The 15,187-nt window shown below is 39.8% G+C and carries 14 protein-coding genes; 8 read left to right on the forward strand and 6 right to left on the reverse strand.

Annotation, left to right across the window (positions count from 1 at the left end; all coding sequences use genetic code 11):
- Positions 1-16: 16 nt before the first annotated feature.
- The 6 genes from AC570I_RS01915 to AC570I_RS01940 all read right to left on the reverse strand — a co-directional run bounded on the left by AC570I_RS01915 (position 17) and on the right by AC570I_RS01940 (position 4,899).
- The gene (locus AC570I_RS01915) at positions 17-514 is read right to left on the reverse strand and encodes a hypothetical protein (RefSeq protein WP_497403934.1); all 498 of its coding nucleotides are present in this window, start codon (positions 512-514) and stop codon (positions 17-19) included.
- A 168-nt stretch (positions 515-682) separates the two neighbouring features.
- Positions 683-2,032, reverse strand: a complete 1,350-nt coding sequence (locus AC570I_RS01920; RefSeq protein WP_497403936.1) for a sensor histidine kinase — start codon at positions 2,030-2,032, stop codon at positions 683-685.
- A 2-nt stretch (positions 2,033-2,034) separates the two neighbouring features.
- A complete protein-coding gene (locus AC570I_RS01925; protein ID WP_497403938.1) occupies positions 2,035-2,712 on the reverse strand; it encodes a response regulator transcription factor in 678 nt (225 codons plus the stop codon).
- Positions 2,713-2,864: 152 nt separating this feature from the next.
- Positions 2,865-3,404 (reverse strand): SRPBCC family protein, encoded by a 540-nt coding sequence (locus AC570I_RS01930; protein ID WP_497403940.1) that lies wholly within the window; start codon positions 3,402-3,404, stop codon positions 2,865-2,867.
- Positions 3,405-3,517: 113 nt separating this feature from the next.
- Positions 3,518-3,943, reverse strand: coding sequence for an aspartyl protease family protein (locus AC570I_RS01935; RefSeq protein WP_497403942.1), 426 nt, complete (start codon positions 3,941-3,943; stop codon positions 3,518-3,520).
- Positions 3,944-3,960: 17 nt separating this feature from the next.
- Positions 3,961-4,899 (reverse strand): malate dehydrogenase, encoded by a 939-nt coding sequence (locus AC570I_RS01940; protein ID WP_497403944.1) that lies wholly within the window; start codon positions 4,897-4,899, stop codon positions 3,961-3,963.
- A gap of 128 nt (positions 4,900-5,027) precedes the next feature.
- On the opposite strand from AC570I_RS01940, the gene AC570I_RS01945 reads away from it, so the two are divergent.
- From AC570I_RS01945 to AC570I_RS01980, 8 genes are all read left to right on the forward strand, one after another.
- Positions 5,028-5,480 (forward strand): lipocalin family protein, encoded by a 453-nt coding sequence (locus AC570I_RS01945; RefSeq protein ID WP_497403946.1) that lies wholly within the window; start codon positions 5,028-5,030, stop codon positions 5,478-5,480.
- Positions 5,481-5,680: 200 nt separating this feature from the next.
- Positions 5,681-10,111: a DNA polymerase III subunit alpha gene (gene dnaE / locus AC570I_RS01950; RefSeq protein ID WP_497403948.1), complete on the forward strand. Its 4,431-nt coding sequence runs from the start codon at positions 5,681-5,683 to the stop codon at positions 10,109-10,111.
- A 159-nt stretch (positions 10,112-10,270) separates the two neighbouring features.
- Positions 10,271-10,591 (forward strand): thioredoxin, encoded by a 321-nt coding sequence (gene trxA, locus AC570I_RS01955; RefSeq protein WP_047797638.1) that lies wholly within the window; start codon positions 10,271-10,273, stop codon positions 10,589-10,591.
- 167 nt (positions 10,592-10,758) lie between these two features.
- On the forward strand, positions 10,759-11,973 hold the full coding sequence (locus tag AC570I_RS01960; protein ID WP_497403950.1) for a PQQ-dependent sugar dehydrogenase: 1,215 nt from the start codon (positions 10,759-10,761) through the stop codon (positions 11,971-11,973).
- 304 nt (positions 11,974-12,277) lie between these two features.
- Positions 12,278-13,063 carry a hypothetical protein gene (locus AC570I_RS01965; protein WP_497403952.1) on the forward strand — a complete coding sequence of 262 codons (786 nt, stop codon included), beginning with the start codon at positions 12,278-12,280 and terminating at the stop codon, positions 13,061-13,063.
- Between the two features lie 84 nt (positions 13,064-13,147).
- Positions 13,148-14,065: a DUF58 domain-containing protein gene (locus AC570I_RS01970; RefSeq protein ID WP_497403953.1), complete on the forward strand. Its 918-nt coding sequence runs from the start codon at positions 13,148-13,150 to the stop codon at positions 14,063-14,065.
- Between the two features lie 68 nt (positions 14,066-14,133).
- On the forward strand, positions 14,134-14,595 hold the full coding sequence (locus tag AC570I_RS01975) for a redoxin domain-containing protein (protein WP_497403955.1): 462 nt from the start codon (positions 14,134-14,136) through the stop codon (positions 14,593-14,595).
- A gap of 4 nt (positions 14,596-14,599) precedes the next feature.
- Positions 14,600-15,118: a DsbA family protein gene (locus AC570I_RS01980; protein ID WP_497403957.1), complete on the forward strand. Its 519-nt coding sequence runs from the start codon at positions 14,600-14,602 to the stop codon at positions 15,116-15,118.
- Positions 15,119-15,187 lie beyond the last annotated feature (69 nt).

Raw genomic sequence — 15,187 nt, forward strand, 5'->3', positions numbered from 1 at the left:
ATTTGATGTATATTATCTAAATGCCGACTACTTCTCTTCTTTTCTCGTGAATTTTAGTGTCGATTAAATTTTCTGAGTTCTGAATTCCCATAATTGTAAGTTCCAATATATCGCAGCCGGAGCGTTCTGTTAAGAACTTTGGATTGATACTATATTTATTAATTGGTTTAAAATTATATCCCTTAGGGTAGGCAATACTGCTTACTTCAAGGGCATCGAGAAAATTTTTGAAGGCTGCAACAGTACTTCCGTAAAAATATTCAATCCCAATATTTTCAATTATGCCGGAATATTTTGCTTTGTAATAATTTAGCTGCTGATAGAACTCATCGCTTATATTGTCGTAATCGCGGCTCCTTCTGCTCAGCATCAGCATATCAGTTATTGAATCTGACAGCTTGAAAGCATGTAGAAAGATGATATTGTAAGTCTCGTGAGGTTGAGTCTGTACCAGCGCATCAATAATCTTTGTGCTTTCTAAATTGAAATCGGTTGGGACTAATACTGTTTTCATGGCGACTAATTGTTTAAACGAATTAGTTAATAATTGATTTATACAAGTTTAGCCGATCAGTATTACAGCCCGATAAGAAAAAGATTAAAACGAGATTAGAATTTCATTTAGATGGGTAATTCAATTTTAAAGAAGTATATGGAGGCAGCAGTGTGGACAATGCTATTCCTAAACAGGCAACATTATCTTTATTTCGGTGCCAATACCTTCCTGAGATTTAATGGCGATACTGCCACGGTGTAGACGGATAATATTTAACGAAAGTGGAAGACCAACGCCATAGCCCTTATAATCATTTGTATTTGAAGCCCTGTAGAATGGTTCAAAAATATGTTGTATGTCTGTTTGTGGTATACCTATTCCCTGATCTGTAACGGCAACAGATAAAATATGGTCACTGCTTTCAATTGCGATATTAACCAATTTGTCGTTGGAGTATTTGCAGGCGTTACTGACAATGTTTGAAATGGCCAGCTTTAACAGATTTCTGTTGGCTTTCACGGTAAGACGGCGTTCATCATCAGGTAGTTTGTTCAGATCGATCTCAATTTTGCTTTCAGGGTGTACCTGAGTAACGGAACCTCTGATTTCCCAAAGCAATTCGTCTACTCTTACATCTTCCCATGGCTGATTTTTACCATTAAATCCCGATTGAGCTAATCCAAGTAAGCTAGTTAAAATATGCTCTAACCTTTCGGCCTCATCTTTAATTTTGTGTAATGCTGCAGATGTTTTGATTTCGTCACGGGTTCCTTTGAGCGCTAATTCAACTTCCCCACTAATAATGGTTAAGGGTGTTCTTAACTCATGTGAGGCATTGCTAATGAAGTTGTTTTGTGTTTCGAATGCTGTTTCCAGGCGATTTAACATGTTATTAAAGGTTTCGGCGAGTTGTGACATTTCATCGCTACCTTGTTTTACGTCTAATCGCATGTGCAGGTTTTCAGCTTTAATTTTTTTAACGCTCTTGATTACCTTCCTGAGGGGTATCAACATGTAATTTGAAAAGCGCCATCCTACCACAAAAGAGAGAAAAACTGATAAAAAGAAACCTATTATCAGAATTCGCTGGAGATCTTTAAGCTCTCTGAAGCCAACAGGATCATTAGCAGAAATGATAACCAGGTAATCTTTGTTGCTTATTTTAAATGATTTACCGGCATAGAAGTGATTGTCGACACGATATCGCGACATTAATCCGGCTTGGATGCGATTATAAAAGCTCTTTGGTAATTCGCGGTCGAGGTGATTGGATTTTGGAGCGCTGGCTTCAAAAATAAAGGCTTTCTCTGAGGGTAAGCGTTCCAGATACTGGTTACGCATTTTTGCATAAGCCGTATTGTTTACATCTTCATATAATTTAATTTGTGCTGAAATATTTACACGTGCTTCCAGTCGCTTATAAAAGTCCTCGAAAGCAAATTCGTTAGCAAAGTACCACACAAAACCGCTTAACAAAGAGATGATCACCGCAGATAGAATGGCGAATAGTAAAGTGATCTTCTTGGTGATTTGCATACCTAACCTTTTAAGACATAGCCTAATCCGACAGCAGTGTGTATTAACTTTTGTTGTTCGCCGCCTTTATCAATTTTCTTACGCAGGTAATTGACGTATACATCGACCACGTTGGTGCCCAGGTTGAAATCGATGTCCCAGACGTTCTCCAGGATATCGATGCGGGATAATATCTTTCCTTTATTTTTAGCGAGGTATTCCAGGAGACGATATTCAGTTGCAGTAAGCGTGATTTCGCGTTCAGCTCTTTTGACCGTTTTTGCACTTAGGTTTATCTCCAGATCAGCAACAGTTACCACCTGATCCAATGATGAGATACCGCTATAACGTCTCATTAACATTCTGATTCTGGCGAAAAGCTCTGCAAATTTGAAAGGTTTGATCAGGTAATCGTCGGCACCGTTATCTAATCCGTTCACTACATTCTCGGTTGTTCCAAGGGCCGTTAGCATGATTATGGGTAAGTTGGGCTTCTGTTCCTTAATGATTTTACAAAGCTCCAGACCATTTAAACCAGGGAGCATAATATCCAATATGATTATATCGAACTGGTTTTCGATTGCCATTTTCTTGCCAATCAATCCATCGGGTGCTACGCTTACCGTAAAGCCTTCATCCATTAAGCCTCTTGAAATTACAGAAACAACATTAGGCTCATCTTCTACAAGTAATAAATTCATTAAGGACAATTAGTTTTTTGAGATAGCAATATTAAGTTAATTAATCAGAGGTTAATTTTAATGATTTTTATTGAAGTAAGTGAATAATTGTGTGTATTAAAGAAAATATGGGCAAAAAAAAGCCTCGCATAGTAGTGAGGCTTTTCGAATTTCTATTGAGTATTTTCTGATTTCTTTTTTAAATCTGTCAAACCAGTTTCAAAATCTTTTCCTATCATTTTATCCATTCCACCCATTATCAGGCACATCCACTTGCTGATCATGTTATTTTCACCACTCATTGTCCAGGTCACTTTATTTGCGGGGCCTTCAGGCTGGATTTCAAATCTAGTGTCGGCGTGGCTTTCAAAGGGTTCTTTGAAAAATAAATCGATGTCTACTAGTTTATTGGTTTCTGCTTTGAGTATTTTCATCTGGCCAGCACCGGTTTCTTTTCCTATCCATTCGTAAACGTGGCCGGGTTCTGCGGGTGTTCCGGAAAAATTAACCTTGGCTGAAGGCTCCATTTTGGCCCAGGGATTCCATTTGTAGAATTCCTTAAAATCGGCAATATTTCTATAGATAGTGCTATCGGGGGCATTAATTTTGATCGAACGGCTTACGCTATAGGTTTTTGGAAGAAAGAAGCTTCCCGCAATAATAACGATAACGAGTATCACTATGATTGCCAGTAAGATTTTTAAAAATTTCATATCTGATCGGTTTAGTTATTTAAATTTATAAAGAAACCAATGCAAATCAAAATGACATCCTATTGTGACCTATTTTGAATTGCTATGTGAACGCATTCAATATTATAATTGTATTACTTATAAAGTTTCAGTGTCAGTTTATCATAATTGATGATAGCTTTATGTTCGTTCAGGATATCTCCACCAATAATTCCCATGATAGTCGGGTGTCCAAATTGCTCATAGGTTTCGCTTACAGATTGCAGGTCAAAAGCTACGGTTTCGTATTCTTTGATCTTTATCTTACCAATTTTTAAGACGGGAATTGTTGCCTGGATAGTAGAAGTGGTTGTGAATAATGTGGCAGCATTAATTTCATTAGAAATATTCACTGTCTCACCGATATTCTGCTCTATCAGTTTTTTATCGAATACCGTCCTTGAAGCGCCGGTATCTAACACGGCAAAATGTTTTTGTTTAAAAACAACAATTTCCACCAAGAGGTGAAAACCGTCGCCTTGTAAGTTTATGAGTTGGAGCGGGATTGAAACTGATTTCATTTTATTGTTTAATAAGCCTAAATCAGATTCATTTCTGTGAGTACAGCATTCATATTTCGAACTGCATCTGCGCTTTTGTTAAATGCCACCTGTTCATGGTCAGTGAGGTTAAAGTCCATAATTTTTTCACAACCACCTCTGCCAATAATTACCGGTACGCCTAAACATATATCGCTTTGGCCGTATTCGCCTTCGAGTAAAACGGAGCAGGTAAACAGTTTTTTTTCATCCCTGATGATGGCTTCAACAAGTGCTGCACCTGCAGCGCCCGGGGCATACCACGCCGATGTTCCTATTAAACCTGTTAAGGTTGCACCCCCAATCATTGTATCGGCAGCAACTTTATCTAATGTGCTCTGATCTAAAAGATTACTTACTGGCAAGCTTTGATAGGTAGCCAGGCGTGTTAGCGGAATCATTGTTGTATCGCCGTGACCGCCTATTACAAAGCCTTGTAAATCATTAGGGTTACATTTTAAAACCTGTGATAAATAATATTTAAATCTTGAGCTATCTAAAGTCCCCCCCATACCTATGATCTGGTTTTTAGGTAAACCCAAAGATTTCAACGCCAGATAAGTCATGGTGTCCATTGGATTGCTAATCACAATGATTATTGCCTGAGGTGAAAATTTCAAAGTGTTTTCGGCTACGCTCTTTACGATACCTGCATTTATACCAATGAGGTCTTCACGGGTCATTCCAGGCTTCCGGGGTAAACCAGAAGTAATCACCACTACGTCAGATCCTTCAGTTTTGCTATAGTCGCCTGTAACACCGACAATTTTAGTATCAAAGCCTAAAAGTGTTGCAGTTTGCATCATATCTATGGCTTTGCCTTCTGCAAATCCTTCTTTAATATCCAATAGCACCAGCTCATCTGCTAATTCTTTTCTTGCAATATTATCTGCACAGGTAGCTCCAACAGCGCCTGCGCCAACAACCGTTACTTTCATATATTTTCAATTTAAAGGTTTGCTTATCATCAAATGTTAATCGAAGGTAGAAATAAATATAAGGTTAAAAAATCCTTTTCTAAACTTTATAATCAGCTTTTGGTTATATATGGTGAGGAAAAAACATCATGGAAAATAAACCGCTTGGCAATATTGATTATAAGGCATTTGAAGGTAAATGGTATTCGTTGTATTCTATTCCTACATTAATGGATAAGAACTGGAAACAAACTACGGAAACTTATACACTTGCTGAAGATGAACACTTTGATGTTTTAACAACCTATCATAAAAATGGTAAGCCAGAAGAACATACGGTTACGTCCAAGCTTTTTTTTAGTGAGGATAAACCTGACGGCGATATGAAGGCTCAATTTCTATGGCCTTTTAAAATTGGATATTGGATTATTGAGATTGCCAATGACTACAGTTATATTGTTGTGGGGCACCCTGATGAAAAATATTTGTTTATCATGGCCCGTGAACCAAAAATGGAGGCGGAGTTACTCGTTGATATTATTGAGAACTGCCGTGAGAAAGGCTATGATGTAAGTGAGTTGGTTAGTCAGGAACATTTTTAGAATAAAGGTCAGCGTTGATACCCTTATCCAGGTGGACTCTTTAAGGCATAAATAAATTTTTGTAAGCTAACCTAAAGCTGACATATATTATTTATGTTCCCGGTTTTTTGTTGATAAAATCCTGACAACTTCAGTTTTCAAATTCCGTATTTTTGAAGAACCGTTAATATTCTGCAACGGTTCATTCTTTAGCTTACAATATGTATTTAATTTTCGATACTGAAACCACGGGTTTGCCACGCAACTACAATGCGCCCATTACCGATACGGATAACTGGCCACGTTGCATTCAGATTGCCTGGCAACTACACGATGAAATGGGGAGATTGGTTGAACATCAGGATTATCTGGTTAAACCTGAAGGATTTAATATTCCCTACGATGCAGAAAGAATTCATGGTATTTCTACAGATTTAGCTGCCGAGCAGGGGATCTCACTACAGGAAGTTCTGGTGAGATTTAATGATGTGCTTTCCAGATCGAAGTTTATTGTCGGCCAGAATGTTGGCTTTGACGTAAACATTATGGGCTGTGAATTTCATCGCTTTGGTGTAGAAAACAGGATGGCAGAGATGCCAGTTCTAGATACCTGTACTGAGGTAACAGCAGATTTATTGAAGCTTCCTGGCGGTAGAGGAGGAAAGTTTAAGTTGCCCACCTTAACAGAATTACACTCTTATTTATTTGGTGTGCCATTTAATGAGGCGCATAATGCGACTGCCGATGTGGAAGCTACTACGAGGTGTTTTCTGGAGTTGGTAAAGAAAGAGGTTTTCAAGAAAGAAGAGTTACTTGTAGATGCTGAATATTTTCCGCGGTTCAGAGAGGTTAATCCGGGAACAATACCCAGTTTTGGTATACAGCATGTGAACTTAAAGTCTGCTTCGGATGAGATTCGTAAGCGTTTGCAGAAGGCTGACGGAGGTGTTTCGAAAAGGGAACTTGAGGAGAATAAGCAAGAGCTTGCTGCGGCAACTTTTGTTCATTTACATAACCATACGCAGTTTTCGGTTTTACAGAGTACCATCAGTATTCCGGCATTGGTAAAAGCTGCGGCGGCGAATAAAATGCCTGCGGTGGCGATGACCGACCATGCTAATATGATGGGTGCATTTCATTTTGTGAATGCAGTTCTAAATCATAACAAGGCCGCAGAAGCCAAAAATGCTGAAGCTATTGAAGCAGGCCAACGGCCTACAGAAGTGGTAATGACGCCAGTTGTTGGTGTAGAATTTTTTGTTTGTAATAACCACCTGGACAGAACATCAAAAGATAATGGTTATCAGATGGTGCTGTTGGCAAAAAATAAAAATGGTTATCACAATTTAGCTAAAATGTCGTCGATTGCCTATACAAAAGGGTTTTATTATGTGCCCAGAATAGACAGGCAGGTGATTGAGCAGTATAAGGACGATATTATTGTGTTGTCTGGTAATCTTTCAGGAGAAATCTCCAATAAGATTTTGAATTTAGGTGAGCATCAGGCTGAAGAGGCATTAGTGTGGTGGAAGGAGCAGTTTGGTAATGATTTCTACATTGAGGTAATGCGCCACCATCAGGAGGACGAAGACCGCGTAAATGAAACCCTGATTTCACTTGCTAAAAAGCATGAGGTGAAATTAATCGCCACGAATAATACTTATTACATTGGTAAAAAAGATGCCAATGCCCACGATATTTTGCTTTGTGTAAAAGACGGGGAGAAACAGGCCACTCCTATAGGACGCGGAAGAGGCTACCGGTATGGTTTGCCAAACCAGGAGTACTATTTTAAATCGGGAGAAGAGATGAAGGCGCTTTTTGCCGACTTGCCGGATGCGATTTTAAATATACAAGAGGTTATAGATAAGATAGAAACCTACAAGCTTGCCCGCGAGGTACTTTTACCTAAGTTCGACATTCCTGAGCAGTTTCTGGTCCTGGAAGATGAATCAGATGGTGGAAAGCGTGGTGAAAACAAGTTTTTACGCCATCTTACTTACGAGGGTGCAAAGCGACGCTATCACGACTTGACTTCAGCTATCACTGAACGTTTGGATTTTGAGCTGGCTACCATTGAAAAGACTGGTTATCCAGGCTATTTCTTGATTGTACAGGATTTCATTGCAGAGGCCCGCAACCTTGATGTATCAGTGGGGCCTGGCAGGGGGTCGGCGGCAGGTTCGGCTGTTGCCTATTGTTTAGGGATTACCAATATTGATCCGATTAAATACGATCTGCTTTTTGAGCGTTTCCTGAATCCGGACAGGGTTTCGATGCCGGATATTGATATCGATTTTGATGATGAGGGTCGTGGGCGCGTAATGGACTATGTAATTAATAAATATGGAGCCAACCAGGTTGCTCAGATTATTACTTATGGAACCATGGCGGCTAAGTCATCTATCCGGGATACTGCCCGGGTATTGGATTTGCCTTTATTTGAAGCAGATAAAATTGCCAAACTCATTCCAAATATGAAGTTGGCAAAGATTTTCAATCTCGACGAAAAGGCATTGAAAGAAGCCTTACGTCCGGATGAGTATGAGAAGGTAGTTGAATTGAAGAACCTGGGATCCTTAAAAGATTTGAGTGCTGAGACCATTCAGCAGGCACAGGTTTTAGAAGGATCTCTTCGGAATACCGGTATTCACGCCTGTGGGGTAATTATCACCCCAAGCGATATTACCAACTTTGTTCCGGTTGCAACGGCAAAGGATTCTGATTTATATGTTACGCAGTTTGATAACTCGGTTGTAGAAAGTGCCGGGTTATTAAAGATGGACTTTCTGGGGTTGAAGACGCTCACGCTGATTAAGGATACTGTAAAGCTGGTTAAAAAGCGGCATGGTATCTTGCTTAACCCGGATCATTTTCCGATAGATGATGTGATGACTTATGAGCTGTTTCAACGCGGGGAGACCATTGGTATATTCCAATACGAGAGTCCGGGTATGCAGAAATACATGAAGGAATTAAAGCCTACCGTATTTGACGACTTAATTGCGATGAATGCATTATACCGGCCGGGTCCGATGGAATATATTCCGAGTTTCGTTAGGCGTAAAAATGGCGAGGAAGAAATTCAGTACGATTTGGATGCCTGTGAGGAATATCTGAAAGAAACTTACGGTATTACAGTTTACCAGGAGCAGGTGATGCTTTTGTCGCAGAAGCTTGCAGGGTTTACAAAAGGTGAGGCCGACGTTTTGCGTAAGGCCATGGGTAAGAAGCAAAAAGATGTTCTTGACAAAATGAAGCCTAAGTTTGTAAAGCAGGCTGCGGAAAAAGGTCACGATGCTACAACCCTTGAAAAAATCTGGAAAGACTGGGAAGCATTTGCCTCTTATGCATTTAATAAGTCGCACTCTACCTGTTATGCCTGGATTGCCTATCAAACTGCCTATTTAAAGGCTCACTATCCGGCAGAATATATGGCTGCGGTACTTTCAAATAACATGAGTGACATTAAGCAGGTAGCGTTCTTTATGGAGGAATGCCGTCAGATGAGTGTTACGGTCCTTGGACCTGATGTTAACGAGTCAGACCTTAAGTTCTCGGTAAATCAAAAAGGGGAGATCCGGTTTGGAATGTCGGCAGTAAAAGGTGTTGGAGAAAAGGCAGTGGAAAGCATTATTGAGGAGCGACTGGAAAATGGGGCTTATGCTTCAGTGTATGATTTTGCGAAGCGTTCGAATACCCGTATTGTTAACAAAAAAGCATACGAAAGTTTTGTATATAGTGGTGCATTTGATGCGTTCGGTGGCCACAGGGCACAGTATTTTTATATCGGCCCCAATGATAAAATGAATGGGATAGAGAAAATCATCAAGTTTGCCAATGATTTTCAGAATAATGAAAGTACCTCGCAAGGTTCTCTTTTCGGGGGTTCAAAAGCAGACCTGATTTTAGAGCCCAGTTTACCTGTTTCACCAGAATGGGCGTTAATGGACCGATTGAAATATGAAAAGGATGCTATCGGGATTTTTCTTTCCGGGCACCCTCTGGACAACTATAAGCTTGAATTAGATCGCTTTTGCACCAATAGTGTTAAGCAACTCAGCGTCATCAATAAAGTTAGGATGGGTGATTCGAATGAAGACGTTTTAGCCGAGTTTGATAAACTTAAGAATCGTGAGTTATGTGTTGGGGGGTTAGTAGTATCAGCATCTCAGAGAATTACCAAGACCGGAAAGCCTTTTGGAACCTTTGTTTTTGAGGATTATGATGACGCTTGTGAGATGGCGTTGTTTGGGGAAGATTTTTTAAAGTTTAAATCCTTTTTGACTGAAGGGTATTTCCTTCAAATCAGGGGTAGGGTAGGTGAACGTTTTGGAAAAGCCGGAGATTGGGAGTTTAAAATTACCGCGATTAATTTAATGTCGGAACTGCGGGATAAACTGGCTAAGAGCCTAACTATACAAGTTCCAATAGAGCGCGTAAATGAAGAATTAATGCGAGAAATTGAAGCGATATTAGCAGACAATAAGGCAAACTCTGAACAGCAGAACTGCCAACTTAACTTTGCGGTTTTCGATAGTGAAAAACAGATCATGCTGGATTTGCCTTCAAAGAACCTAAAGATCAATCCAAATAATAAGTTTTTGGAACAATTGGTGGGGTTGAATGTTGTTAATTACAAGCTTAACTAAGGCAGAAGGCTGAAGGTTAAATGGCAGAATGGTCAGGCATTCAAGAATCTTTCATTTTTAACATCGATACCCTCTACCTCAGAGTAATGTCAAATTGACATTACACAGTTACTGGCATTACAATTGAATACATATATTTGAACATAAAAAAAAATAGTTATGGCATTAGAAATCACAGATGCAAACTTCGAGGAGCTTGTATTAAAGTCAGATAAACCCGTATTAGTAGATTTTTGGGCAGAATGGTGTGGCCCATGTCGCATGGTAGGCCCGGTTGTTGAAGAAATCGCTAAGGAGTACGATGGAAAAGCAGTAGTAGGAAAAGTAAACGTGGATAATAACCCTCAAATTTCTATGCAGTTTGGTATTCGTAACATCCCGGCTTTATTGTATTTCAAAGACGGTCAGGTTGTTGACAAACAAGTTGGTGCAGTTCCAAAATCAGTATTGGCTGAGAAACTAAACAAACAAATTGCATAGATAAGGGAAATTAAGTATTGAAATTTTCAGGCACGGATTTTGTTTTCCGGCGCTGATTATCACTGTAAGTACTCAAGTCCTGTAACATATTTAAAACCCGGGTTCCTTTAATGAATCCGGGTTTTTTATTGCAGAAATATTTTTGTTCCTTTAATTAAAATCTAATCATGTCTATGAACCTATTCACTAACAAAACATTAGGTTTAGTATTTACGGGTATTGCTTTAAACTGTGCAAATATTGCATGTGTTTCGGCTCAAAATCCTGTGGAAACTAATCCGCCATCTGCAGATTATAAACCTGCGTTTGAAGGCCAAACACGTATCTCTGGTGTAAAAACTACTACGCCATTATCTATAAGTATACTTAATGAAAAACTTGACCGGCCCTGGGCTATTTCAGTGCTTCCTTCGGGTGGATTCTTAATTACTCAAAAAGGTGGCAATATGGTTATCCTTACTGCTGATGGAAAATCGAGCAAGGTGATTAATGGCTTGCCTAAAGTGGATGATTCAGGTCAGGGTGGATTGCTGGATGTTACGCTGGATCCGGATTTTGCGAAGAACAGAATGATTTACTGGGCTTATTCTGAGCCTCAAACTAAAGGTGTTTTACTGGCTATTGCAAAGGGAAAACTGGCGGATAGTGAAACGGCAATAGAAAACCAGACCATCATTTACCGTGCTACCCCCGCCTACGGAGGTAAACTTCAGTATGGATCACGTATTGTATTCGATAAAAGTGGAAATTTGTTTGTGAGTACGGGAGAGCGTTCGGGTGGTGACATTAGAATACAGGCTCAATATTTGAATTCTTCGTTAGGTAAAATTCTGCATTTAACAACAGATGGGAAGGCGGTTGCGGGCGGACCATTTACAGGTAAAGCAGATGCCAGGCCAGAGATATATGCCTCAGGGCTACGCAATCCAGATGGATTAGCCATCAATCCTCAGACAGGTGATTTATGGGAGGCAGAATTTGGTCCGAAAGGTGGCGATGAAGTTAACATCATTAAACCGGGTAAGAACTATGGATGGCCAATTATAACCTACGGAACTGAATACAGTGGTAATAAGGTAGGGGATGGTATTCAACAGAAAGCGGGAATGGAGCAGCCTGTTTATTACTGGAATCCGAGTATTTCGCCAGGCTGTATTGCCTTTTATAACAGTAGTACAATACCGGAGTGGAAGGGAAATCTTTTTGTTGGAGGATTGGGTGGCTCACATATTATCCGTTTGGTGATTAAAGACAATAAGATTGTAGGTGAAGAGCGATTGCTTGAAGGAAAAGGCGATCGATTCCGTGATATGGTTGAGAAAGACGGTGCGCTGTTTTCAGTTACTGATAACGGGAAATTGTTTAAGATTTCCAAAAAGTAAGCACGAACTTAGCTGCATACTTAATCCCAAACTCACTTGTGAGCTTGGGATTTTTTTATATATTATGTGTTGCGAATGAGATGCGCGAGCGGGGTTTGAGCGCAGTAAGTCCGCAGAAATCGCATAGACTGCGGAAACCGTTTGGTTTTGATCAATCTTTAAAGTAACTTTATGGGAAACAGGATATAAGCAGGAAACTAATAGGGCGTACGTAATGATGCCTTTTCAAATCACTTCATCCTGAATCAATCTCCTCTATTGTGTTTCGCATCCTTTTAAAGAAAACTAATTTAAAAGGAATATTATGGCAATTTTTTATGGAAAAAACATCAAAGGCTCATTAGCCGGTATGGTGTTCTCGCAGGTCGGCGACATTACTGTGGTGAGGTCAAAGCCGGAAGAGGTTAAGCAAACGGCCGCTACCAAACGAGCGGCGGCGATATTTGGAAAGTATATCAGTCCGTTTGCCAGAGTAGTTAGAACAGCCTTGACCCCCATCCACAATCGGTGGTACGATTTAAAGATGGCCAACCGGATGAACAGTCAGATTTCGACTATTTTGTATCAACACCGGCAGGCGGATGGTACCTTTCTTTTTAGCAATCAAAGTTTTGACAGGCTAAACGGGTTTAACTTTAATGCCGGCAGTTTACTTGAGGATAGCTTATTAAAGTTTCCGGCAATTACCTGGGGGGATCGAAAATTCAGCATCATGGTTCCGCAGTATTTAATAAAGGATATTCGTTATCCATTGGGTTTTTCTCATAGTCAATTAAATATTAGGGTGGATTACTTTAATCTCGAAAAAGGCACGCATTCATTCAATGACCTCTCATCCTACGATTTTATCAGTTATGTTGATGGGCCTTCAGGAGAAAATTTTGAATTTGACTTTCCTGCGGGGTGTCTGGTCATCATTAGTGCATCAGTTTTGTTTGTGGGTAATCACTCTTCCAGTTCAGTAATTTTCAATAGCAAAGCCTTTCATCCGGCAGGGATCATTGGTGCACGATATCATCATGCTCCCGGAAAAAAGGGTTCGGATAAGTGGGGAAGGTATTCCCTTAAGCTACCTCTTACCAGTGCATAACAATAACGTGATATTTCGCGTCAGCAAATAAATATTCGAGCTAAAAGAGGCCGGTTTGTACCGGCTTTTTTTTAGCTTTACAATATGCAGTCTGTTAATTATGATAATGAAACCAGCTTTGGGAATCTGGAAATTTTGGCTCAGCAAGTGGTTGAGGGTTTTATTACGGGTTTGCATAAAAGTCCTTTTCATGGGTTTTCCGTGGAATTTGCAGAGCACAGGCAGTATAATAATGGCGACAATGTTAAAAGTATAGACTGGAAGCTTTTTGCAAAAACTGATAAACTGTATAGCAAGCGTTTTGAAGAAGAGACGAATCTTCGTGCTCAGTTTGTGATTGATGTTTCCTCTTCAATGTACTTTCCGAAGCCCGGAAACAACAAATTAACATTTTCTATTCAGGCGGCGGCATCATTGATGTATTTACTCAAAAGACAGCGTGATGCCTTCGGATTGAGCTTGTTTACAGATGAAGTTCTGCTCAGCTCTCCTGCAAAATCCACCACCGTTCACCAGAAGTATTTATTTACACAGCTTGAAGAATTGTTGCAGAAGCCAAAGGTAAATGCAAAAACAAACCTGAGCGAGGCCTTGCATCAGGTTTCTGAGCTAATTCATAAGCGGTCGTTAGTTATCATTTTTAGCGATCTTTGCAACACTGGTATGAGCCATGAAAATACGGATGCATTTTTTGACGCATTGCAGCATTTGAAATTTAATAAACATGAAGTAGTGGTTTTTAGTGTTGCAGATAAATCAAAGGAGGTTAATTTTAATTACGAAAACCGACCTTACCAATTTGTAGATATGGAAACCGGGGAAACCATTAAGTTGCATGCTAACCAGGTGAAGGAATATTATTCTGCGGCCATTTCCCTTTACCGGCAGCAGATATCCTTGAAGTGTGCACAATATAAGATCGACCTGATTGATGCGGACATTAATGAAGGGTTTTACCCTATTTTACAGGCTTATTTAATTAAGCGGCAAAAGTTAGGCTAGACTGACAAACAACTGGCACTTTGAGCTGTTAAATTTTAAAAAATGATTTGAATTTAAAACCCGGATATATGTTAGAAAAAGGTACTGTAGCACCAGATTTTGAATTGAATGCTACCCCGGATCAAAAAATAAAACTTAAAGATTTTCTTGGTAAAAATGTAATTCTGGCATTTTATCCTGCAGACTGGAGTCCGGTGTGTAGTGATCAAATGGCACTATACAATGAAATGCTGAAATATTTTACCAAACACGATGCACAGATTTTCGGGATTTCTGTTGACAGTGGCTGGTGCCATATGGCATTTTCAAATGACCGCAAACTCCATTTTCCTTTATTAGCTGATTTTGAGCCGAAAGGCGCTGTATCAAAAGCGTATGGTGTTTATGATGATGAAGTGGGGGAAAGTAAAAGAGCATTATTTGTTATTGATAAAGAAGGGAAAATAGCCTGGAGTTATTTATCACCCACTGCTGTTAATCCTGGTGCCGACGGAATTTTGGATGTATTAGAAGAACTTGAAAAAGGATAGGAATATGAGCATATTAAAACCAGAAGTGGGTACAAAAGATCATGTACAGGGAAGTAGTGATGCATCAATCACCATTGTAGAGTTTGGTGATTACCAGTGTCCGCATTGCGGAAATGCCTATCCCATTTTAAAGGAGATTGAAGAGACCTTTGGCGACCAGGTCAAACTGGTTTTCAGGAACTTTCCATTGCGGGAAGCTCACGAATTTGCTTATGCTGCTTCTCTGGCTGCCGAAGCTGCAGCCTTGCAGGGTAAGTTCTGGGAGATGCATGACGCCATTTATGAAAATCAGTACCGGTTAGATGAAGGACTTTTTGATGAACTTGCAGAAGCACTGGGCCTGGATCTTGATCAGTTTGCTGCAGATTTATCATCAGAAGGTGTTAAAGAAAAAGTCGAATCTGACTTTGAAAGCGGCATTAGGAGTGGTGTGAACGGCACTCCTTCATTTTACGTTAATGGAACTAAATTCGATGGCGGAGCAACAGATTTGTATGCCATGCTTAAAGAAAGTACTGAGTAGTTTCAATTCATTACCTTGTGTGAAAACCTTCTGAAATAAAAAACCTCATGTATTTTCAATACATGAGGT

Source organism: Pedobacter sp. A2324, from assembly GCF_059693705.1.

What these genes read in the sequence shown, in the direction of transcription:
- AC570I_RS01930 (WP_497403940.1), bottom strand. Translation starts at nt 3,404, where the DNA reads ATGAAATTTTTAAAAATCTTACTGGCAATCATAGTGATACTCGTTATC.
- trxA (WP_047797638.1), top strand. Translation starts at nt 10,271, where the DNA reads ATGGCATTAGAAATCACAGATGCAAACTTCGAGGAGCTTGTATTAAAG.
- AC570I_RS01940 (WP_497403944.1), bottom strand. Translation starts at nt 4,899, where the DNA reads ATGAAAGTAACGGTTGTTGGCGCAGGCGCTGTTGGAGCTACCTGTGCA.
- dnaE (WP_497403948.1), top strand. Translation starts at nt 5,681, where the DNA reads ATGTATTTAATTTTCGATACTGAAACCACGGGTTTGCCACGCAACTAC.
- AC570I_RS01960 (WP_497403950.1), top strand. Translation starts at nt 10,759, where the DNA reads ATGTCTATGAACCTATTCACTAACAAAACATTAGGTTTAGTATTTACG.
- AC570I_RS01980 (WP_497403957.1), top strand. Translation starts at nt 14,600, where the DNA reads ATGAGCATATTAAAACCAGAAGTGGGTACAAAAGATCATGTACAGGGA.
- AC570I_RS01975 (WP_497403955.1), top strand. Translation starts at nt 14,134, where the DNA reads ATGTTAGAAAAAGGTACTGTAGCACCAGATTTTGAATTGAATGCTACC.
- AC570I_RS01920 (WP_497403936.1), bottom strand. Translation starts at nt 2,032, where the DNA reads ATGCAAATCACCAAGAAGATCACTTTACTATTCGCCATTCTATCTGCG.
- AC570I_RS01970 (WP_497403953.1), top strand. Translation starts at nt 13,148, where the DNA reads ATGCAGTCTGTTAATTATGATAATGAAACCAGCTTTGGGAATCTGGAA.
- AC570I_RS01945 (WP_497403946.1), top strand. Translation starts at nt 5,028, where the DNA reads ATGGAAAATAAACCGCTTGGCAATATTGATTATAAGGCATTTGAAGGT.
- AC570I_RS01915 (WP_497403934.1), bottom strand. Translation starts at nt 514, where the DNA reads ATGAAAACAGTATTAGTCCCAACCGATTTCAATTTAGAAAGCACAAAG.
- AC570I_RS01965 (WP_497403952.1), top strand. Translation starts at nt 12,278, where the DNA reads ATGGCAATTTTTTATGGAAAAAACATCAAAGGCTCATTAGCCGGTATG.
- AC570I_RS01935 (WP_497403942.1), bottom strand. Translation starts at nt 3,943, where the DNA reads ATGAAATCAGTTTCAATCCCGCTCCAACTCATAAACTTACAAGGCGAC.
- AC570I_RS01925 (WP_497403938.1), bottom strand. Translation starts at nt 2,712, where the DNA reads ATGAATTTATTACTTGTAGAAGATGAGCCTAATGTTGTTTCTGTAATT.